Origin of the sequence: Streptomyces sp. NPDC093546, assembly GCF_044765045.1 — a bacterium.
Classification (GTDB): Bacteria; Actinomycetota; Actinomycetes; order Streptomycetales; family Streptomycetaceae; genus Streptomyces.
Genome location: NZ_JBIWJG010000001.1, coordinates 629,644 through 647,946, shown reverse-complemented (window position 1 = coordinate 647,946; position 18,303 = coordinate 629,644). Strand labels below are relative to the sequence as shown.

Here is an 18,303-nt window from a genome sequence, read left to right as displayed (position 1 = left end):
GGGCGAGGGTGTCAGGCGAAGACCGCGAGGCTCTTGGCCTTGCCGCCCTTCTCCTCCACGAGCGCGAGGAACCCGCCACCGGGCCCGAACACCGCGACCGGTGCCGTATCGAACGCCGGCATGTCGATCCGTACGCCGTTGAGCAGCAGCTTCGCCCGCCGCTCGTCCACGTCCCAGCGCGCGAACGCCGCGGCCGCCGCCTCGGCGATCGGCATCACGGTCAGCTCCTCCTGGAGCTGGTCGAGCGTGCGCGCCGCGTCCAGCTTGTACGGGCCCACGCGGGTGCGCCGCAGCGCCGTGAGGTGGCCGCCGACGCCGAGGCCGGCGCCCAGGTCGCGGGCGAGGGCGCGGATGTACGTACCGGAGGAGCAGACGACCGAGACGACGAGGTCGACGACGGGCGTCCCGTCCTCCGCCACCGCCTCGCGCATGTCGTACACCTGGAAGGAGGAGACCGTCACCGGCCGGGCCGGGATGTCGAACTCCTCGCCGCCACGCACGCGGGCGTACGACCTCTTGCCGTCGATCTTGATGGCGCTGACCTTGGACGGCACCTGCATGATGTCGCCGGTCAGCTTGGCGACCTCGGCGTCGACGGCCTCGCGGACGACGGCGGACGCGTCGGTGGACGAGGTGATCTCGCCCTCGGCGTCGTCGGTGATGGTGTTCTGCCCGAGGCGGATGGTGCCCAGGTACTCCTTCTCGGTCAGCGCGAGGTGACCGAGGAGCTTGGTCGCCTTCTGGACGCCGAGGACGAGGACCCCGGTGGCCATCGGGTCGAGCGTCCCCGCGTGGCCGACGCGCCGGGTCTTGGCGATCCCGCGCATCTTGGCGACGACGTCGTGCGAAGTGAAGCCGGACGGCTTGTCGACGATGACAAGTCCGTCCGGCGTCGTGGTGTGCTGGCTCATTCGGTGGCGGCGTCCTCGTCCTCGTCGTCGCCCGGCTTGCGGTAGGGGTCCGCCTCGCCCGCGTACGCGGCGCCCGAGGCCGCCTCGCGCACCTTGGCGTCCGAGGCGCGGGCCACCTCCAGCAGGTCCTCGATGGTCTTGGCGGTCTCGGGGAGGGCGTCCGCCACGAAGGTCAGCGTCGGGGTGAACTTGGTGCCCGCCGCCGCGCCGACGGCGGACCGCAGCACGCCCTTGGCGCTCTCCAGGCCCGCGGCGGCGGCCTTGCGCTCCTCTTCGTCGCCGTACACGGTGTAGAAGACGGTCGCCTCCCGCAGGTCCCCCGTGACCCGGGTGTCGGTGATGGTCACATGCGTGCCGAGCCGCGGGTCCTTGATCCCGCGCTGGAGCTTCTGTGCCACCACCTCCCGGATCAGGTCCGCCAGCTTCTTCGCCCGCGCGTTGTCGGCCACTGGTCCGTCTCCTCTTTCTTGCGCTGTGCGGTGTCGTCCCGCACGTCTCGCGCCCTTTGCACGATCAGTCTTCGTCGGTGTGCAGCCGCCGCCGTACGGACAGCAGCTCCACCTCGGGCCGGGCGGCGACCATGCGCTCGCACCGGTCCAGTACCTCCGTGAGATGCCCGACGTCTCCGGAGACCATCGCGAGACCGATCTCGGCCCTGCGGTGGAGGTTCTGGTCGCCGGTCTCGGCCGCGCTCACCGCGTACTTGCGCTGGAGCTCGGCGACGATCGGGCGGACGACGGAGCGCTTCTCCTTCAACGACCGTACGTCGCCGAGGAGCAGGTCGAAGGACAGAGTCCCCACATACATGAAGAGCCGGATGTCCCGCCGGTTCGGGTTCGGTGGTCCTGCCAACCACTTGGCAGGGACACAAGAACCGTACACGGAACGGCCGGGGCCGATCGACGGATATTCCTCCGCCGACCGGCCCCGGCTGCCGCACCTGGGAATCAGGCGCGCGGCTTCTCGCGCATCTCGTACGTCGCGATGACGTCGTCGACCTTGATGTCGTTGAAGTTTCCGAGGTTGATACCGCCCTCGAAGCCTTCGCGGATCTCGGTGACGTCGTCCTTGAAGCGACGCAGACCCTCGATGTTGAGGTTCTCCGCGATGACCTTGCCGTCGCGGATGAGGCGCGCCTTGGTGTTGCGCTTGACCTCGCCGGAGCGGATGAGCACACCCGCGATGTTGCCCAGCTTGGACGAGCGGAAGACCTCGCGGATCTCCGCCGTACCGAGCTCGACCTCTTCGTACTCCGGCTTGAGCATGCCCTTGAGGGCCGCCTCGATCTCCTCGATGGCCTGGTAGATCACCGAGTAGTACCGGACGTCGACGCCCTCGCGCTCCGCCATCTGCGCGGCACGGCCGGCCGCGCGGACGTTGAAGCCGATGACGATGGCGTCGGAGCCCATGGCCAGGTCGATGTCCGACTCCGTGACCGCACCGACACCGCGGTGCAGGACGCGGATGTCGACCTCTTCGCCGACGTCCAGCTGGAGCAGGGACGACTCGAGCGCCTCGACCGAACCGGAAGCGTCACCCTTGATGATGAGGTTGAGCTCCTGGATCTGGCCGGCCTTGAGCACCTTGTCGAGGTCCTCGAGGGACACGCGGCGGGTGCGCTTGGCGAAGGCGGCGTTGCGCTCACGCGCAGCGCGCTTCTCGGCGATCTGGCGGGCCGTGCGGTCCTCGTCGACGACGAGGAAGTTGTCGCCGGCGCCCGGGACGTTGGTGAGACCCAGGACCAGGACGGGGGTCGACGGACCCGCTTCCTCGACGTTGTTGCCCTTGTCGTCGAGCATCGCCCGGACGCGGCCGTACGCGTCGCCGACGACCATCGTGTCGCCGACCCGCAGGGTGCCGCGCTGGACCAGGACGGTCGCGACGGCGCCGCGGCCGCGGTCGAGGTGCGACTCGATCGCGATGCCCTGCGCGTCCTGCTCCGGGTTGGCCCGCAGGTCGAGCGAGGCGTCGGCCGTCAGGATCACGGCCTCCAGCAGCGAGTCGATGTGCAGACCCTGCTTGGCGGAGATGTCGACGAACATGGTGTCGCCGCCGTACTCCTCGGCCACCAGGCCGTACTCGGTCAGCTGACCGCGCACCTTGACCGGGTCCGCGCCCTCGACGTCGATCTTGTTGACCGCGACCACGATCGGCACGTCGGCCGCCTTGGCGTGGTTCAGCGCCTCGATCGTCTGGGGCATCACACCGTCGTTCGCCGCCACCACGAGGATCGCGATGTCGGTGGACTTCGCACCACGGGCACGCATGGCGGTGAACGCCTCGTGACCCGGGGTGTCGATGAAGGTGATCTTGCGCTCTTCGTCGTTGACCTGGGTCGCGACCTGGTACGCACCGATGTGCTGGGTGATACCGCCGGCCTCGCCCGCGACGACGTTCGTCTTGCGGATCGCGTCCAGCAGTCGCGTCTTACCGTGGTCGACGTGACCCATGACGGTCACGACCGGCGGACGCGGCGCGAGGTACTCCTCGCCACCCTCGTCCTCGCCCCACTCGAGGTCGAAGGACTCGAGCAGCTCGCGGTCCTCCTCCTCCGGGGAAACGATCTGAACCGTGTAGTTCATCTCGTCGCCGAGGAGCTGCAGCGTCTCGTCGGAGACGGACTGCGTGGCGGTGACCATCTCGCCGAGGTTCATCATGACCGCGACGAGCGACGCCGGGTTGGCGTTGATCTTCTCCGCGAAGTCGGTGAGGGACGCACCGCGCGACAGGCGAACGGTCTCGCCGTTGCCGCGAGGCAGCATCACGCCGCCGACCGACGGGGCCTGCATGGCCTCGTACTCCTGGCGCCTCTGCCGCTTCGACTTGCGACCACGACGCGCGGGACCGCCGGGACGGCCGAAGGCGCCCTGCGTGCCACCACGGCCACCGGGGCCACCGGGACGGCCGGCGAAGCCGGGACGGCCACCGCCGCCACCGAAGCCGCCGCCACCCGGACCGCCGGGACGACCGCCGCCGCCACCGCCACCGGGACGGCCGGCGAAGCCGCCGCCGCCACCACCGGGACCGGCGGGACGACCGGCGAAGCCGGGACGACCGCCGCCGCCACCCGGACGGGCACCGCCGCCGGCGGGACCGCGACCGGCGCCACCGGGGCCCGGACGCGGGCCGGCAGCCGGACGCTGCGGCATCATGCCCGGGTTCGGGCGGTTACCGGCAGGGCCGCCACCCGGACGCGGGGCCTGGGGCCGCGGCATGGAGCCGGGCGTGGGACGCGGCCCACCGGGACCGGCCTGCGGACGGGGACCGCCCTGACCGGCGCCCTGCGGACGCGGACCACCGGCGCCGGGCGCACCGGCACCCGGACGCGGGGCACCACCGGGACGGGGCGCCTGCGGGCGCGCCATGCCGGTCGAGCCACCGGAGGTGAAGGGGTTGTTGCCCGGACGCGGACCCGCGGGACGGGCACCGCCCGGACGCGGGGCCTGGCGCTCGCCACCGGGGCGCGGGGCGCCGGGACGGGCACCGCCCTGACCGGAGCCCTGGCCGGGCCGTGCGGCCGGACGGGGACCGGGGGTGGCGCCACCGGGGCGCTGACCGGCGGCCGGGGCCGACGGAGGCGCGGTGAACTCCGGGTTGGCCGGAGCCGGGGACGCGGGCGCCGGCTTGGGCGCCGCGGGGGCCGGCTTCGGACCCGGGGTGGGACGCGGGCCGGCGGCCGGCGTCGAGGGCTTCTCGGCCGCCGCGGGCTTCGGCGCGGGGGCGCCGGGCTTCGGGGCAGCAGCGGGACGAGCCGCCTGCGCCGGGGAGGGCGCGGGGGCGGCGGGGGTGCCTTCGGCGCGGCTCGGCGCGGCGGGGGAAGGCTTGGCAGGCGCGGCCTTGCGGGGCGCGCCGGGCTTGGCTGCGGACTTGCCGGCGTTGCCGCCGGGCCCCTGCAGCGCGTCAGTCAACTTGCGTACAACCGGCGCTTCGATGGTCGAAGACGCCGAACGGACGAATTCACCGAGTTCCTGGAGCTTGGCCATGACGACCTTGCTCTCCACACCGAACTCCTTGGCGAGTTCGTATACCCGGACCTTAGCCACTTCGCTCCTTTTAGGTCCGGGTTACCGCCGGACCGTCGCTACTTCATGGGCGTACTCATCGCGTACTCATCGAGTGCTCATCGCAATCTCGACCTACTTCCAGACTCGCGAGGTACCTGACCGCACGGTTTTCCGTGCCGTACTTCTTTCTTACGGTGCCGGCTGCTCGACGTACTGGCGGACATCCGCCGTTTCGAGCGGTCCCTGGACCTTGAAGGCCCGGGGGAACGCCCTTCGGCGGACCGCCAGGTCGAGACAGACCGAGGCGGGATGCACGTATGCACCCCGGCCGGGCAGCGTACCGCGTGGATCGGGGGCGCAGGCGCCGTCGATCACCACGATGCGCAGCAGTTCACGCTTGGCCGCCCGCTCCCGGCATCCCACGCAGGTTCGCTCAGGGCATGCGCGGGCATGCGTCCGGCCAGACACGCTTAAGTCTACCTCCCCGCACCGACCTCACCCCTTTGGGGCAAAAATCGAACGGTTGTTGTCGTGATCTCGCTGTGGCACAACGTGACCACGACGGGATCTATTCCCGGAACGCTCAGCCCTGCTCGGAGGGCTGCTCCGTGTCGGGGCGGATGTCGATGCGCCAGCCGGTGAGGCGGGCGGCCAGACGGGCGTTCTGCCCCTCCTTGCCGATCGCCAGGGACAGCTGGTAGTCGGGCACGGTCACCCGGGCGGAGCGGGCGGCCATGTCCACGACCTCCACCTTGGAGACCCGTGCGGGTGAGAGCGCGTTCGCCACCATCTCGGCCGGGTCGTCCGACCAGTCGACGATGTCGATCTTCTCGCCGAGCAGCTCGGCCATGACGTTGCGCACCCGGCTGCCCATCGGGCCGATGCAGGCGCCCTTGGCGTTGAGCCCCGAACGGGTGGACCGCACGGCGATCTTCGTACGGTGACCGGCCTCACGGGCGATCGCGGCGATCTCGACGGAACCGTCGGCGATCTCCGGGACCTCCAGGGCGAAGAGCTTCTTCACCAGATTGGGGTGCGTCCGCGAAAGGGTGACGGACGGGCCGCGCACGCCCTTGGCGACGCGGACGACGTACGTACGCAGGCGCAGGCCGTGCGTGTACTCCTCGCCCGGCACCTGCTCCTGCACCGGAAGGATGGCTTCCAGCTTGTCGTCCAGCTTCACCAGGACGTTCTTGGGGTCCTTGCCCTGCTGCACCATGCCGGCCACGATGTCGCCCTCGCGGCGGGCGTACTCGCCGAACGTCACGTCGTTCTCGGCGTCGCGCAGGCGCTGCTGGATGACCTGGCGGGCGGTGCTCGCCGCGATGCGGCCGAAGTCCGACGGGGTGTCGTCGAACTCCTTGGGCTCCTGCCCCTCCTCCAGGTCGGCCGGGTCCTCCTTCGCCCACACCGTCACGTGACCGGTCTGCCGGTCGAGCACGACACGGGCGTGGCGGCGGGCTCCCTCGGTGCGGTGGTAGGCGATGAGGAGGGCCGACTCGATGGCTTCGACCAGCAGGTCGAAGGGAATCTCCTTCTCCTGTGCCAAGCCCCTCAGGAGCTTCACGTCGATGTCCACGGCTACGCCTCCTCTTCCTTCTTGTCCTTGCGGTTGAACTCGATCTCCACGCGCGCCTTCGCGATGTCCGGGAACTCCACGCGGCGGGTGGTGGGCTTGCGCCCCTTCACGCCCGGCACCTCGAGATCGAGGCCGTCGTCGTCCACGGAGAGGATGCGGGCCACCAGGTCGCCGCCCTCGCGCAGCTGGAGCCGGGCCAGGCGGCCGGTGGCGCGTACGTAGTGGCGGTGCTCGGTCAGCGGGCGGTCGGCGCCCGGCGAGCTCACTTCGAGGACGTACTCCTCGTCGCCCATCGCGTCCGTCTCGTCGAGCTTGTCGGAGATGGCGCGGCTCACCTCGGCACAGGCGTCGAGTTCCACGCCCTCGTCCGAGTCCACGACGATCCGGAGCATCCGGCGGCGGCCGGCCCGTGACACCTCGATCTCTTCCAGATCCAGACCCTGGGCGCTGACGAGCGGTTCCAGCAGCCCGCGCAGCCTTTCGCTCTGGGTGGTGCTCATCCGGGTGACTCCTCGGCCGCGTGTGCTGTTGTGGGATCGTCGCGTGTCAGAGCAAAGGGTATCCGGTCGCGGGGGGTGTTGCCGTCCACCTCGCGGGACCCGCGGGTACGCTCGCCTGCGATGATCTTCGCCGGCGGGCCGATGTGGCCGATGGGAGAGACGCGTGGGGCGCAGGGGTACGACACGCAGGCGTGCGCTCATCGCGACGGGCGCGGTCGCCACGGCGGGGCTGTGGGCGGCCGGTTGCTCGGCCGGTGACGGCGGCTCCGCGCGTTCGGCGTCGGCGGCCGACCGCGCGGCGCGCGCGGCGGCGCGGCTGCGCGGCCGCTGCACCGCCGTGAGCGCCGCGCTGCTCGGGCAGTACGACGCGGTCCTCGCCGCGCACCCCTCGCTCGGCGCGCGGTTGTTCCCGCTGCGCGCCCAGGTCGCCGCGCACACGGCGGCGCTCGCGGAGGACGGCACCGGCCGGGCCGCGTCCCCGACCCCGACGCCGCGCACCGAGGCCGCGGCCCCGCCCGCGGCCGGGACGAGCCCCTCGCCCTCGCCCTCGCGAGAGCCGGTACCGAAGGACCCGGCCGCCGCGCTGGCCCACTTGGCCGCGGCCGCCCGCCGCGCCTCGGACGCGCACACCGCCGCGCTGGCGGCCGCCCCGCCGGAGTACGCGCGGCTGCTGGCGTCCGTCGCCGCGGCGGCCGCCGCGCACGCGTACCTTTTGACCGCCGACGCGTAGAGCGCCGACGCCACGAGAGGAGAGCCGATCATGAGCGCCCTGGACGCCGTCCAGGCGGCACTCGCCGCCGAGCACGCGGCGGTGTACGGGTACGGGGTCGTCGGCGCCCGGGTCGGCCAGGAGCGCCGGGCCGAGGCGTCCGCCGCGTACGCCGCGCACCGCGCGCGGCGGGACTCACTGGCGCGTACCGCGCGCGACCTGGGCGCGAAGCCCGCCGCCGCGGCCGCGGGATACGCCCTGCCGTTCGCGGTGCCGGACGCGGCCGCGGCCGTACGGCTCGCCGCCGAGCTGGAGGACCGGGTGGCGGGCGTCTACGCGGACCTGGTCCGGGCGGCCGAGGGCCCGCTGCGGCGCGAGGCGGCGGGCGCCCTGCGGGAGGCGGCGGTGCGGGCGGTGCGGTGGCGCGGCAGCGGCGTAGCCTTTCCCGGTCTCACCGAACGCCGGTGAGCAGCTGAGCTGAGCTGTAGCGGAGGGTAGAGGTTGCCTGGCTGCATCGATATGCGGCTCCGCCGCGTGGCGAAGGCGGCATCTGCCCACAGCGGTAGCGAAGCGCGGAACGCGACCGAAGAGAACTTGAGCAGGGCGTCGAAGGGGAACAACGCACGCATGGCTTTCGAACCGCCGCAGCGACTGGTGCGGGCGCTGGGCGAGATGTACGGGGACGCGGCCGCGCGGGACTGGCTGGACCAGGTCCCGGGGGTCGTGGCGGACGCGCTGGACCGGCGGGGTCTGGAGGCCGAGCGGGTCGTCGTCCCGGGCGGGCGCAGCGGCGTCGTCGTCCTCGTACGGCAGCCGTCCGGGGAGCCGGCCGCGCTCAAGGTCGCGCCGCCGTTCGCCGCGCCGGAGCTGGAGCGGGCCGCGCTCGCGCACTGGAACGGCTGGGGGGCGGTACGGCTCCTCGACGCCGAGGGGCCCGGGCTGCTGCTGGAGCGTCTGCACACGGAGGTCTCGCTGCGTTCGCTGCCGGAGGCCAAGGCGCTGCTGGAGGCGGCGGGCACGGTCCGGCGGCTGTGGGTGGAGCCCCCCGCCGGGCACGGCTTCGAGTCGGTGGCCGAGCGGACGGCGCGGCAGGCGGAGGCCATGCGGGCGGGCAAGGACGCGGAGGCCGCCGCGCTCGTGACGGCGGCGCTCGACGCCCGTGAGGAGCTGGTGGCGGCCCCGCCCGAGGAGCTGCTGCTGCACGGGGCGTTCCGGCAGGGCAAGGTGCTGGGCGGGGAGCGGGCGCCGTGGCTGGCCGTGGGGCCGGACCCGGTGGTGGGCGAGCGGGCGTACGACCTGGCGCGGCTGGTGCGGGACCGGGTGGAGGACCTGGTGGCAACGGCCTCGGGCGCCTCGGTGGCGCGCCGCCGGGTGAGCAGGCTGGCCGACTCGCTGGACGTGGACCGTGAGCGGCTGCGCGGCTGGACGCTCTTCCGGGCCGTGGAGTCGGGCACCAGGGCGCTGGCGGCGGGGCGGCGGCAGGACGGGGAGCTGCTGATGGAGTTCGCGGGCTGGCTGTAGGACCGTACGGGCGGTCCGACTTCCCATCTCCCCCGAACGGCCCCAAAGGTGCGATATTGGGCATAACGCACCCGTAAGGGGGTTGTCATGGTCGAGGAACTGGTGGCGGCGGCCGCGGCGACGGGGTCGGCGGGCGCGGTGTACCTGGCGGCCGCGGCGAGGGTCATCAAGCAGTACGAGAGAGGCGTCGTGCTGCGGTTCGGGCGGCTTCGCAGCGGCGTCCGGGCACCCGGATTCACCATGATCGTCCCGTTCGTCGACCGCCTGAACAAGGTCAACATGCAGATCGTGACCCTGCCGGTGCCCGCCCAGGAGGGCATCACCCGGGACAACGTCACGGTCCGCGTGGACGCGGTCGTGTACTTCAAGGTCGTGGACCCGGCGGCGGCGATCATCCGCGTCGAGGACTACCGCTTCGCGGTCTCGCAGATCGCGCAGACATCGCTGCGGTCGATCATCGGCAAGAGCGATCTCGACGATCTGCTGTCCAACCGCGAGAAGCTCAACCAGGGCCTGGAGCTGATGATCGACAATCCGGCCGTGGAGTGGGGCGTCACGATCGACCGCGTCGAGATCAAGGACGTCTCGCTGCCGGAGACGATGAAGCGCTCGATGGCCCGCCAGGCCGAAGCGGACCGCGAGCGGCGCGCCCGCGTGATCAACGCGGACGCCGAGCTGCAGGCGTCGAAGAAGCTCGCGGAGGCGGCGGGCGTGATGTCGCAGACGCCTTCCGCCCTCCAGCTGCGGCTGCTGCAAACGATCGTGGCGGTGGCCGCCGAGAAGAACTCCACGCTGGTGCTGCCCTTCCCCGTCGAGCTGCTGCGCTTCCTGGAGCGGGCCGCGCAGCCCGAGCCGGCCCAGGGGCTCCACCTCCACGAACCGCACACGCACGAGCCGCTGCCGCCGGAGGCGTACGACCACGAGCAGAAACGCGAACCGGCGCCGGCCTCCCCGCACGTGCACGACGTGCGGGAGGACGACACCGGTACGGCGGGCTGTATGTGAGGCCGGGCGCCGGGCGCTTACGCGGAGAGGCGGGCGATCGCCTCGTCGACCGTGAGCTCCTCGCGCTCGCCCGTGCGGCGGTCCTTCAGCTCCAGGACGCCCTCGCCGGAACGGCGGCCCGCGACGAGGATCTTCGGTACGCCGATGAGCTCGGCGTCGGTGAACTTCACGCCCGGGGAGACCCCGGCCCGGTCGTCGACCAGGACCCGCAGGCCCGCCTCGCCGAGCTTGTCGGCGACGTCGAGCGCGAGCTCCGTCTGGAGGGCCTTGCCCGCCGCGACGACGTGGACGTCGGCCGGGGCGACCTCGCGGGGCCAGCACAGGCCCTGCTCGTCGGCGTGCTGCTCGGCGAGGGCGGCGACGGCGCGGGAGACGCCGATGCCGTACGAGCCCATGGTGACGCGGACGGGCTTGCCGTTCTGGCCAAGGACGTCGAGCTGGAGGGCGTCGGCGTACTTGCGGCCGAGCTGGAAGATGTGGCCGATCTCGATGGCGCGGTCCATCTTCAGGCCGGTGCCGCAGTTGGGGCACGGGTCGCCGTCCTCGACCTCGACGACGTCGAGGTACTGGTCGACCTCGAAGTCGCGGCCCACGACGACGTTCTTCGCGTGCGTGCCCGGCTTGTTGGCGCCGGTGATCCAGGCGGTGCCGGGGGCCACGCGCGGGTCGGCGATGTAGCGGACCTTGTCCAGGCCCTGCGGACCGACGTAGCCGCGGACGAGGTCGGGGCGGCCGGTGAAGTCCTCGGCGGTGACGAGCTCGACGGTGGCCGGGGCGAGGTGGTCCTCCAGCTTGCCGAGGTCGACGTCGCGGTTGCCGGGCACGCCGACGGCGACGATCTCGCCGTCAACCTTGACCAGCAGGTTCTTCAGCGTCGCGGCGGCCGGTACGTCCAGGTGCGCGGCGAGCGTCTCGATGGTCGGCGTGTCGGGGGTGTCCAGCTCCTCCACCGGGCCGTGCGCCGAGCCGTCGACGGGCGTCAGCGGGTGGGTGACGGCCTCGGTGTTGGCGGCGTAGTCGCAGGAGGGGCAGTAGACGAAGGTGTCCTCGCCGGCGGCGGCCGGGGCCAGGAACTCCTCGGAGGCGGAGCCGCCCATGGCACCCGAGACCGCCGAGACGATCTTGTGCTCCAGGCCCAGGCGCGTGAAGATCTTGATGTACGCCTCGCGGTGCAGGCGGTACGACTCGGCCAGGCCCTCGTCGGTGGTGTCGAAGGAGTACGAGTCCTTCATCTGGAACTCGCGGCCGCGCAGGATGCCGGAGCGCGGACGCGCCTCGTCGCGGTACTTCGTCTGGATCTGGTACAGGATCACCGGCAGGTCCTTGTAGGACGTGCACTGGTCCTTGACGAGGAGCGTGAAGATCTCCTCGTGCGTCGGGCCGAGCAGGTAGTCGCCGCCCTTGCGGTCCTTCAGGCGGAACAGCTCCGCGCCGTACTCGTTCCAGCGGCCCGTCGCCTCGTAGGGCTCCTTGGGCAGCAGGGCCGGCAGGAGCACCTCCTGGCCGCCGATCGCGTCCATCTCCTCGCGGACGACGCGGGCGACGTTCTCCAGGACCTTCATGCCGAGCGGCAGCCAGGACCAGATGCCGGCGGCGTTGCGGCGGACGTAACCGGCGCGGACGAGCAGTTTGTGGCTGAGCGTCTCGGCGTCCGCCGGGTCGTCGCGCAGTGTCTTGACCATCAACCGGGACATGCGCTGGACCTGGGCCATGGGGAACTCTCCTGCGGTGAAAAGTGTGATGCCTAGGAGGTTAGCCCTGGGTCACCGCCCGGCGGAAATCAGTTCCCCTGCGGGGCGTCGCCGCGCCGCCGCAGCGGGAGCGGCGCGCCCATCACCGCGTACGGCCTCGCCGCGCTCGGGAAGTGGACCCGGCGCGCGAGGTCGCGGTAGCCGAGGGAGCGGTAGAGCATCCGGGCCGGGCTCTCCACGTCGATGGCGGAGAGGATCGAGCGTGGCTGCGCGGCGGCGTCCGTGATGGTGGTGATGAGCTGACGGCCGAGGCCCCGGCCCTGGTACGCGGGGTGGACGTGGAGCTCGGTGATGACGAAGGAGTCGTCGAGCCAGCTCTCGTTGCCCTCGCGGACGAGGTAGGGCTGGACGACCGTCGACCACCAGTGGGCGCGGTCGTTGGGCATCCCGTACACGAAGCCGACGAGCCGCCCGCCGGGCGTGGTCGCGCCGTAGGAGGTGGCGCCGGGGCAGAGCAGGTGGCGCAGCACGATGTGGCGGCGTACGCCGATCTCGTCCTCGCTCAGCCCGAAGGCGACGGCCTGTACGGCGAGGGCCGCGTCCACGCGCGCGGCGAGGTCGACCGGTCCGACCACGACGTCGCCGGCGTCCTCCGCGTCCCGCACGTCATCCACGTCTTCCATGGGCGAACCCTAGCCTCAGAACAGGACGCTCATGAAGGCCCCGACTTCGCGGAAGCCGACGCGCCGGTAGGCCGCCCTGGCGGGGGCGTTGTAGTCGTTGACGTACAGGGAGACGACCGGTGCGACGTCGGCGAGGGCGTAGCGCAGGACGGCCGCCATGCCGGTCTCGGACAGGCCGCGGCCGCGGTACTCGGGGGCGACCCAGACGCCCTGGATCTGGCAGGCCTGCGGGGTGGCGGCGCCGATCTCGGCCTTGAAGACGACCTTGCCGTCCTCGATGCGGGCGAAGGCGCGGCCCGCGCCGACGAGCTCGGCTACGCGCGCCTGGTAGAGCAGTCCGCCGTCGCCGGCGATCGGCGAGATGCCGACCTCCTCGGTGAACATCGCCACGCACGCCGGCATGATCACGTCCATCTCGTCCTTGCGGACCCGGCGGACGAGCGGGTCGGGGGCGACGTCCGGCGAGGGCCGGTCGGTGACCATGAGCGGCTGGTGGGCGCGGACGTCGCGGGCCGGGCCCCAGCTCGGTTCGAGCAACCGCCACAGCCGGGCGGTCGGTTCGGCGGGGCCGACGATGGAGGAGCAGCGGCGCCCGGCGCGGCGGGCGCGGTCGGCGAAGGCGCGGACGGCCTCGGGTGTAGCGCAGATGGGGACGAGGTTGGCGCCGGAGTAGCACAGCGACGTCAGCCGCCCGTCGGCGTACCAGCCCCACATCTCGCCGCCGAGGCGCCACGGGTCGAGCCCGGCGGCCCGCACGCGCGCGGTGACGAACGCGTTCTGGACGGGGTCGCTCTCCAGGATGGCGAGCGCGGCGCCGAGATCGCCGGGTTCGAGGACCCGGGTGGTGGTCTGCGTCAGCACGAGGGGGCCTCACCGTGTTCCGACAGGGTCCTGGCACTGTACCTGGCGGCGCGGGAGGAGTGGCAGGACGGCCGGACGGCGAGAAGCCCCGCCGGGGTGCGGCGGGGCTTGTCGTCGTGGGTGTACGGCGGGGTCAGCCGGCGACCGAGACCGAGGGCTCGCCGGACGGGATGCCGTCCTTCTCCATCTGCTCGGCGATCTTCATGGCCTCTTCGATGAGGGTCTCGACGATCTTCGACTCCGGGACGGTCTTGATGACCTCGCCCTTGACGAAGATCTGGCCCTTGCCGTTGCCGGAGGCGACGCCCAGGTCGGCCTCGCGCGCCTCGCCGGGGCCGTTCACGACGCAGCCCATGACCGCGACGCGCAGCGGGACCTCCATGCCCTCCAGGCCCGCGGTGACCTCGTCCGCCAGCTTGTAGACGTCCACCTGGGCGCGGCCGCAGGACGGGCAGGAGACGATCTCCAGACGGCGCTGGCGCAGGTTCAGCGACTCCAGGATCTGGATGCCGACCTTGACCTCCTCGGCCGGCGGCGCGGAGAGCGAGACGCGGATGGTGTCGCCGATGCCCTCGCTCAGCAGGGCGCCGAAGGCGACGGCCGACTTGATGGTGCCCTGGAACGCCGGGCCCGCCTCGGTCACGCCGAGGTGGAGCGGGTAGTCGCAGGCCGCGGCGAGCTGGCGGTAGGCGGCGATCATCACGACCGGGTCGTTGTGCTTGACCGAGATCTTGATGTCGCGGAAGCCGTGCTCCTCGAAGAGGGAGGCCTCCCAGAGCGCCGACTCGACCAGGGCTTCGGGGGTGGCCTTGCCGTACTTCCGGAGCAGGCGCTGGTCCAGCGAGCCCGCGTTCACGCCGATGCGGATCGGCACACCGGCGTCGCCGGCGGCCTTCGCGATCTCCTTGACCTTGTCGTCGAACTGCTTGATGTTGCCCGGGTTGACGCGGACCGCCGCGCACCCGGCGTCGATCGCCGCGAAGACGTACTTCGGCTGGAAGTGGATGTCCGCGATCACCGGGATCTGCGACTTCTTGGCGATCACCGGCAGCGCGTCCGCGTCGTCCTGCGTCGGGCACGCCACACGCACGATCTGGCAGCCCGAGGCCGTCAGCTCGGCGATCTGCTGCAGTGTGGCACCGATGTCGGACGTCCGGGTGGTCGTCATCGACTGCACCGACACCGGGGCGTCGCCGCCGACCGGGACGCTGCCCACCATGATCTGCCGGGACGTGCGCCGGTCGGCGAGCTTGGTGGGAACGGACGGGATACCGAGAGAAATCGCGGTCATCTGGTGTGCAACCCCAAGGTGTGGATCGAGGTCCCGAGATCGGCGGGCTCCAGGTTTGAGGTTACAGCCCCGGGGTGGAGCGGCCGGACACCACGGGGTGTCCGGCCGCCCGCCCCACTCGCACGGCTGTACCCACTCTCGTACTCCTGCGGTGCGGTCCCGGCCCGGCCCGGCCGTCGCTAGGAGATCTTCACCGGGTTCACGATGTCCGCGACCAGCACGAGCAGCGTGAAGCAGATGAAGATGCCCGCCACGACGTACGCCACCGGCATCAGCTTCGCCACGTCGAACGGTCCCGGGTCCGGGCGCCGGAAGACCTTCGCCACATTGCGGCGCAGGGACTCCCACAGGGCGCCGGCGATGTGCCCGCCGTCCAGCGGCAGCAGCGGCAGCATGTTGAAGAGGAAGAGCGAGAGGTTGAACATCGCCAGGAACAGCAGGAGCGTCGCCACGATGTTCGGCGCCGGGATGTCGAGGTTCATCACCTCGCCGCTGATCCGGGCGGCGCCGACCACGCCCACCGGGGAGTCGGCCTTGCGCTCGCCGTCACCGAAGGCCGCGTCCCACAGGTCGGGGATCTTCGACGGCAGGGCGATGACGGAGTCCACGCCGTCCTCGATCATGCCGCCCATGCGGTCGACGGACTCGCCGAAGGTGAGCGGCTCGATCACGGTCTTGGAGGCGAAGCCGAGGTACCCGGCCTGGACGTACTTCTCGGGGATCACCTCGCCGTCGGCGTCCTTCGCGATCACCTTGTTCTCGATGAGCTCGGGGTGCAGGACCACCTCCTGGCCGTCGCGTACGACGGTGAGGGTGGCCGGGCCGATGGTGGAGCGGATGCGCTCGGAGAGGGTGGGCCAGTCGTGGACGGGCTCACCGTTGAAGGCGACGATCCGGTCGCCCACCTTGAGGCCGGCCGCCTGTCCGGGCGAGACCGGGTCGCCCTTGGCGCACTTCTCCCGCTTCTCGCTCTGCTCGATGACGCACTTCTGGACCCCGGCGACCTCGGTGGTCTGCTTCTGCATCCCGAAGGTCATGCAGACGCCCACGAAGATGGCGACGGCGAGCACCAGGTTCATGAAGGGGCCCGCGAACATCACGATGACCCGCTTCCACGGCGCGCGCGTGTAGAACAGCCGCGTCTCGTCGCCCGGCCGGAGCTCCTCGTACGCCGCCGAGCGGGCGTCCTCGATCATGCCGCGGAACGGCGAGGTGGACCGCGCCTCGATCCGGCCGTCGTCGCCCGGCGGGAACATCCCGATCATGCGGATGTAGCCGCCGGCGGGGATGGCCTTGATGCCGTACTCGGTCTCGCCCTTCTGCCGCGACCAGATGGTGGGGCCGAAGCCGACCATGTACTGGGGGACGCGGATGCCGAACATCTTGGCCGTGGAGAGGTGGCCGAGCTCGTGCCAGGCGATGGAGATGAGCAGTCCGACGGCGAAGATCGCGATGCCGATAATCGTCAACAGGATCGTCATGCGCGAGCCTCCGCCATGGTTTTCTCCGCCAGTTCACGGGCCCGGGCGCGGGCCCAGGTCTCCGCCTCCAGGACGTCCGGCACCGTCAGTGAGGTTCCCGTGCCGGGTGTGCCGTGTTCCGCGACGACCGCGGTGACCGTGTCCATGATCCCCGTGAAAGGCAGCCGGCCGTCGAGGAACGCCGCCACGCACTCCTCGTTCGCGGCGTTGAAGACCGCCGGGGCGGTGCCGCCGAGCTCGCCGACGTGCCGGGCGAGGCCGACGGAGGGGAAGGCCTCGGTGTCCAGCGGGAAGAACTCCCAGGTGGAGGCCGTGGACCAGTCGAAGGCGGGGGCCGCGTCCGGGACGCGCTCGGGCCAGCCGAGCCCGATGGCGATGGGCCCGCGCATGTCCGGCGGGGTCGCCTGGGCGAGGGTCGAACCGTCCGTGAACTCCACCATCGAGTGGACGTACGACTGCGGGTGCACGACGACCTCGATGCGGTCGAAGGGGATGTCGTAGAGCAGGTGGGCCTCGATGACCTCCAGGCCCTTGTTCACGAGAGTGGCGCTGTTGACCGTGATGACCGGACCCATGGCCCAGGTGGGGTGCGCGAGGGCGTCCTCGCGGGTCACATGGGCCAGCTCCGCCTTCGTACGACCGCGGAAGGGGCCGCCCGAGGCGGTGACGACGAGCTTGCGGACGTCGGCGCGAGTGCCGGCGGCGAGCGCCTGGAAGAGCGCGGCGTGCTCGGAGTCGACCGGGATGATCTGGCCCGGCTTGGCGAGCGCCTTGACCAGCGGGCCGCCGACGATGAGCGACTCCTTGTTGGCGAGGGCGAGGGTGCGGCCCGCTTCGAGGGCCGCGAGGGTGGGCGCGAGGCCGATGGAGCCGGTGATGCCGTTGAGCACGGTGTGGCAGGGGGAGGCCGCGACCTCGGTGGCGGCGTCCGGTCCGGCGAGGATCTCCGGCAGCGGCTCGGAGCCGTACAGCTCGGTGAGCGCCTCCCGCAGCGCCGGGACCGCGTCCTCGCGCGCCACGGCCACCGTGCGGACCCGCAGCCGGTGCGCCTGCTCGGCGAGGAGCCCGGCCCGGCCGCCCGCGGCGGACAGGGCCGTGACACGGAACCGGTCGGGGTTGCGCAGGACCAGGTCGATGGCCTGCGTACCGATGGACCCGGTGGAGCCGAGGACGACGATGTCCCGGCGGCCTTCGGCCGGATCGAAGGCGATGTGCGGGTCTGCGAGGGGGGATGGGCTGTCGCTCATGCCCCCATTCTTGCCGCAACGGGCGTGTGCCAGGACCGCGCCCCTGGGACCGGGCCTACGCGCCGCCGCCCGTGGCCGCCCGGAACTTCTCCCACTGGGCGGTGACGACCTCCTGGGGGACACCGCCGAAGTCCTTGGTGTCGAGGACGTCGGCGCGGAAGGAGAGCGTGGTGGAACCGGAGCGGAGGACCGTGAGGTACTCGTACAGCCTGAGGTCCTTGTTCTTGACGTCCTGGATGGTGAAGCGGAACGCCTTCGCCTCGTCGCCGACGGCGGGCGCCTTCACCGGCTCCACCTTCAGGTAGCGCGCCTGGGTGAGGGCCCGGTCCTCGGTGAAGCCGGCCGCGCAGGCGGTGCCCGCCTTGGCGAGGGCGGCCATGACGGCGGTGGCGTCCTTCCCCGCGTACGAGCGGAGCTGGACGGTGACGTTGACGGAGCGGAGCTCGCTGTCGCGGTCCAGATCGCGGTGGACCTCGGCGACCGGGTCGTGGGCCGTGGCGCCCTTGGCGAGGCTGACCAGCGGCTGGCAGACGGCCGGGGCGGCGGTGTAGCTGTCGCTGAAGGGCGCTTCACCGACGCCGTAGGGGCTCGTGGTGTACGAGCCGGCCTTCTCGTCCGCGGCGAAGGCAGCGGCGGTCAGCCGGGCCTCGGTGAGGGGCGCCGGTCCCTTCGCGTCGCTCGCGGAGGGCTTGGCCTTGGGGTCGTCGTCCGGGGCGTCGGGCCGCTCCGCGCTGCACGCGGCCAGCAGGAGCATGCCGCCGAGCGCGGCGGCGAGGCGCCCGCTCCGTCCGTACCGCTTTCCCGCCCCGTACATCCGTGC

The 18,303-nt window shown here is 72.0% G+C and carries 18 protein-coding genes; 4 read left to right on the top strand and 14 right to left on the bottom strand.

The window, feature by feature from the left end; genetic code table 11:
- Positions 1 to 11 precede the first annotated feature (11 nt).
- From truB to rimP, 7 genes are all read right to left on the bottom strand, one after another.
- Entirely contained in the window at positions 12 to 911 is a 900-nt protein-coding gene (truB, locus tag ACIRNI_RS02855) for a tRNA pseudouridine(55) synthase TruB (protein WP_403547692.1), read from the bottom strand.
- Positions 908 to 1,360, bottom strand: coding sequence for a 30S ribosome-binding factor RbfA (gene rbfA / locus ACIRNI_RS02850; RefSeq protein WP_403547690.1), 453 nt, complete (start codon positions 1,358 to 1,360; stop codon positions 908 to 910). Before rbfA ends, truB begins: the two co-directional genes overlap by 4 nt.
- A 64-nt stretch (positions 1,361 to 1,424) precedes the next feature.
- Complete coding sequence (locus tag ACIRNI_RS02845) at positions 1,425 to 1,718, bottom strand: DUF503 domain-containing protein (protein WP_031074807.1); 294 nt, start codon at positions 1,716 to 1,718, stop codon at positions 1,425 to 1,427.
- Between the two features lie 140 nt (positions 1,719 to 1,858).
- The gene (gene infB / locus ACIRNI_RS02840; protein WP_403547688.1) at positions 1,859 to 4,954 is read right to left on the bottom strand and encodes a translation initiation factor IF-2; all 3,096 of its coding nucleotides are present in this window, start codon (positions 4,952 to 4,954) and stop codon (positions 1,859 to 1,861) included.
- A gap of 150 nt (positions 4,955 to 5,104) precedes the next feature.
- Positions 5,105 to 5,383: a YlxR family protein gene (locus tag ACIRNI_RS02835; RefSeq protein ID WP_403547686.1), complete on the bottom strand. Its 279-nt coding sequence runs from the start codon at positions 5,381 to 5,383 to the stop codon at positions 5,105 to 5,107.
- Between the two features lie 115 nt (positions 5,384 to 5,498).
- Positions 5,499 to 6,494, bottom strand: coding sequence for a transcription termination factor NusA (nusA, locus tag ACIRNI_RS02830; RefSeq protein ID WP_355356113.1), 996 nt, complete (start codon positions 6,492 to 6,494; stop codon positions 5,499 to 5,501).
- Between the two features lie 2 nt (positions 6,495 to 6,496).
- Complete coding sequence (gene rimP / locus ACIRNI_RS02825) at positions 6,497 to 6,994, bottom strand: ribosome maturation factor RimP (protein WP_403547684.1); 498 nt, start codon at positions 6,992 to 6,994, stop codon at positions 6,497 to 6,499.
- A gap of 163 nt (positions 6,995 to 7,157) precedes the next feature.
- Here rimP and ACIRNI_RS02820 point away from each other — a divergent pair, with 163 nt between their 5' ends.
- From ACIRNI_RS02820 to ACIRNI_RS02805, 4 genes are all read left to right on the top strand, one after another.
- Positions 7,158 to 7,724: a hypothetical protein gene (locus ACIRNI_RS02820; protein WP_403547682.1), complete on the top strand. Its 567-nt coding sequence runs from the start codon at positions 7,158 to 7,160 to the stop codon at positions 7,722 to 7,724.
- 30 nt (positions 7,725 to 7,754) lie between these two features.
- Complete coding sequence (locus ACIRNI_RS02815; protein WP_403547680.1) at positions 7,755 to 8,171, top strand: DUF4439 domain-containing protein; 417 nt, start codon at positions 7,755 to 7,757, stop codon at positions 8,169 to 8,171.
- A gap of 159 nt (positions 8,172 to 8,330) precedes the next feature.
- A complete protein-coding gene (locus ACIRNI_RS02810) occupies positions 8,331 to 9,224 on the top strand; it encodes an aminoglycoside phosphotransferase family protein (protein ID WP_403547678.1) in 894 nt (297 codons plus the stop codon).
- An 87-nt stretch (positions 9,225 to 9,311) separates the two neighbouring features.
- A complete protein-coding gene (locus tag ACIRNI_RS02805) occupies positions 9,312 to 10,229 on the top strand; it encodes a slipin family protein (RefSeq protein WP_403547676.1) in 918 nt (305 codons plus the stop codon).
- Between the two features lie 17 nt (positions 10,230 to 10,246).
- Here ACIRNI_RS02805 and ACIRNI_RS02800 read toward each other — a convergent pair whose 3' ends face one another.
- From ACIRNI_RS02800 to ACIRNI_RS02770, 7 genes are all read right to left on the bottom strand, one after another.
- A complete protein-coding gene (locus tag ACIRNI_RS02800) occupies positions 10,247 to 11,941 on the bottom strand; it encodes a proline--tRNA ligase (RefSeq protein WP_403547674.1) in 1,695 nt (564 codons plus the stop codon).
- Between the two features lie 68 nt (positions 11,942 to 12,009).
- Positions 12,010 to 12,603 carry a GNAT family N-acetyltransferase gene (locus ACIRNI_RS02795; RefSeq protein WP_403547672.1) on the bottom strand — a complete coding sequence of 198 codons (594 nt, stop codon included), beginning with the start codon at positions 12,601 to 12,603 and terminating at the stop codon, positions 12,010 to 12,012.
- A 15-nt stretch (positions 12,604 to 12,618) separates the two neighbouring features.
- On the bottom strand, positions 12,619 to 13,464 hold the full coding sequence (locus tag ACIRNI_RS02790) for a GNAT family N-acetyltransferase (RefSeq protein WP_403547671.1): 846 nt from the start codon (positions 13,462 to 13,464) through the stop codon (positions 12,619 to 12,621).
- A gap of 133 nt (positions 13,465 to 13,597) precedes the next feature.
- Positions 13,598 to 14,755: a flavodoxin-dependent (E)-4-hydroxy-3-methylbut-2-enyl-diphosphate synthase gene (gene ispG, locus ACIRNI_RS02785; RefSeq protein WP_355356131.1), complete on the bottom strand. Its 1,158-nt coding sequence runs from the start codon at positions 14,753 to 14,755 to the stop codon at positions 13,598 to 13,600.
- Positions 14,756 to 14,934: 179 nt separating this feature from the next.
- Positions 14,935 to 16,236, bottom strand: a complete 1,302-nt coding sequence (locus tag ACIRNI_RS02780; RefSeq protein WP_403547669.1) for a M50 family metallopeptidase — start codon at positions 16,234 to 16,236, stop codon at positions 14,935 to 14,937.
- Positions 16,233 to 17,483, bottom strand: coding sequence for a 1-deoxy-D-xylulose-5-phosphate reductoisomerase (dxr, locus tag ACIRNI_RS02775; protein WP_356648915.1), 1,251 nt, complete (start codon positions 17,481 to 17,483; stop codon positions 16,233 to 16,235). Before dxr ends, ACIRNI_RS02780 begins: the two co-directional genes overlap by 4 nt.
- 55 nt (positions 17,484 to 17,538) lie before the next feature.
- Positions 17,539 to 18,297, bottom strand: a complete 759-nt coding sequence (locus ACIRNI_RS02770; protein WP_403547667.1) for a hypothetical protein — start codon at positions 18,295 to 18,297, stop codon at positions 17,539 to 17,541.
- Positions 18,298 to 18,303 lie beyond the last annotated feature (6 nt).

Excerpts from the sequence above, each read along its gene's own strand:
- ispG (WP_355356131.1), bottom strand. The coding sequence starts at position 14,755 with ATGACCGCGATTTCTCTCGGTATCCCGTCCGTTCCCACCAAGCTCGCC.
- ACIRNI_RS02780 (WP_403547669.1), bottom strand. The coding sequence starts at position 16,236 with ATGACGATCCTGTTGACGATTATCGGCATCGCGATCTTCGCCGTCGGA.
- ACIRNI_RS02845 (WP_031074807.1), bottom strand. The coding sequence starts at position 1,718 with ATGTATGTGGGGACTCTGTCCTTCGACCTGCTCCTCGGCGACGTACGG.
- dxr (WP_356648915.1), bottom strand. The coding sequence starts at position 17,483 with ATGAGCGACAGCCCATCCCCCCTCGCAGACCCGCACATCGCCTTCGAT.
- truB (WP_403547692.1), bottom strand. The coding sequence starts at position 911 with ATGAGCCAGCACACCACGACGCCGGACGGACTTGTCATCGTCGACAAG.
- ACIRNI_RS02800 (WP_403547674.1), bottom strand. The coding sequence starts at position 11,941 with ATGGCCCAGGTCCAGCGCATGTCCCGGTTGATGGTCAAGACACTGCGC.
- ACIRNI_RS02810 (WP_403547678.1), top strand. The coding sequence starts at position 8,331 with ATGGCTTTCGAACCGCCGCAGCGACTGGTGCGGGCGCTGGGCGAGATG.
- ACIRNI_RS02770 (WP_403547667.1), bottom strand. The coding sequence starts at position 18,297 with ATGTACGGGGCGGGAAAGCGGTACGGACGGAGCGGGCGCCTCGCCGCC.
- ACIRNI_RS02795 (WP_403547672.1), bottom strand. The coding sequence starts at position 12,603 with ATGGAAGACGTGGATGACGTGCGGGACGCGGAGGACGCCGGCGACGTC.
- rimP (WP_403547684.1), bottom strand. The coding sequence starts at position 6,994 with ATGAGCACCACCCAGAGCGAAAGGCTGCGCGGGCTGCTGGAACCGCTC.
- ACIRNI_RS02815 (WP_403547680.1), top strand. The coding sequence starts at position 7,755 with ATGAGCGCCCTGGACGCCGTCCAGGCGGCACTCGCCGCCGAGCACGCG.
- ACIRNI_RS02805 (WP_403547676.1), top strand. The coding sequence starts at position 9,312 with ATGGTCGAGGAACTGGTGGCGGCGGCCGCGGCGACGGGGTCGGCGGGC.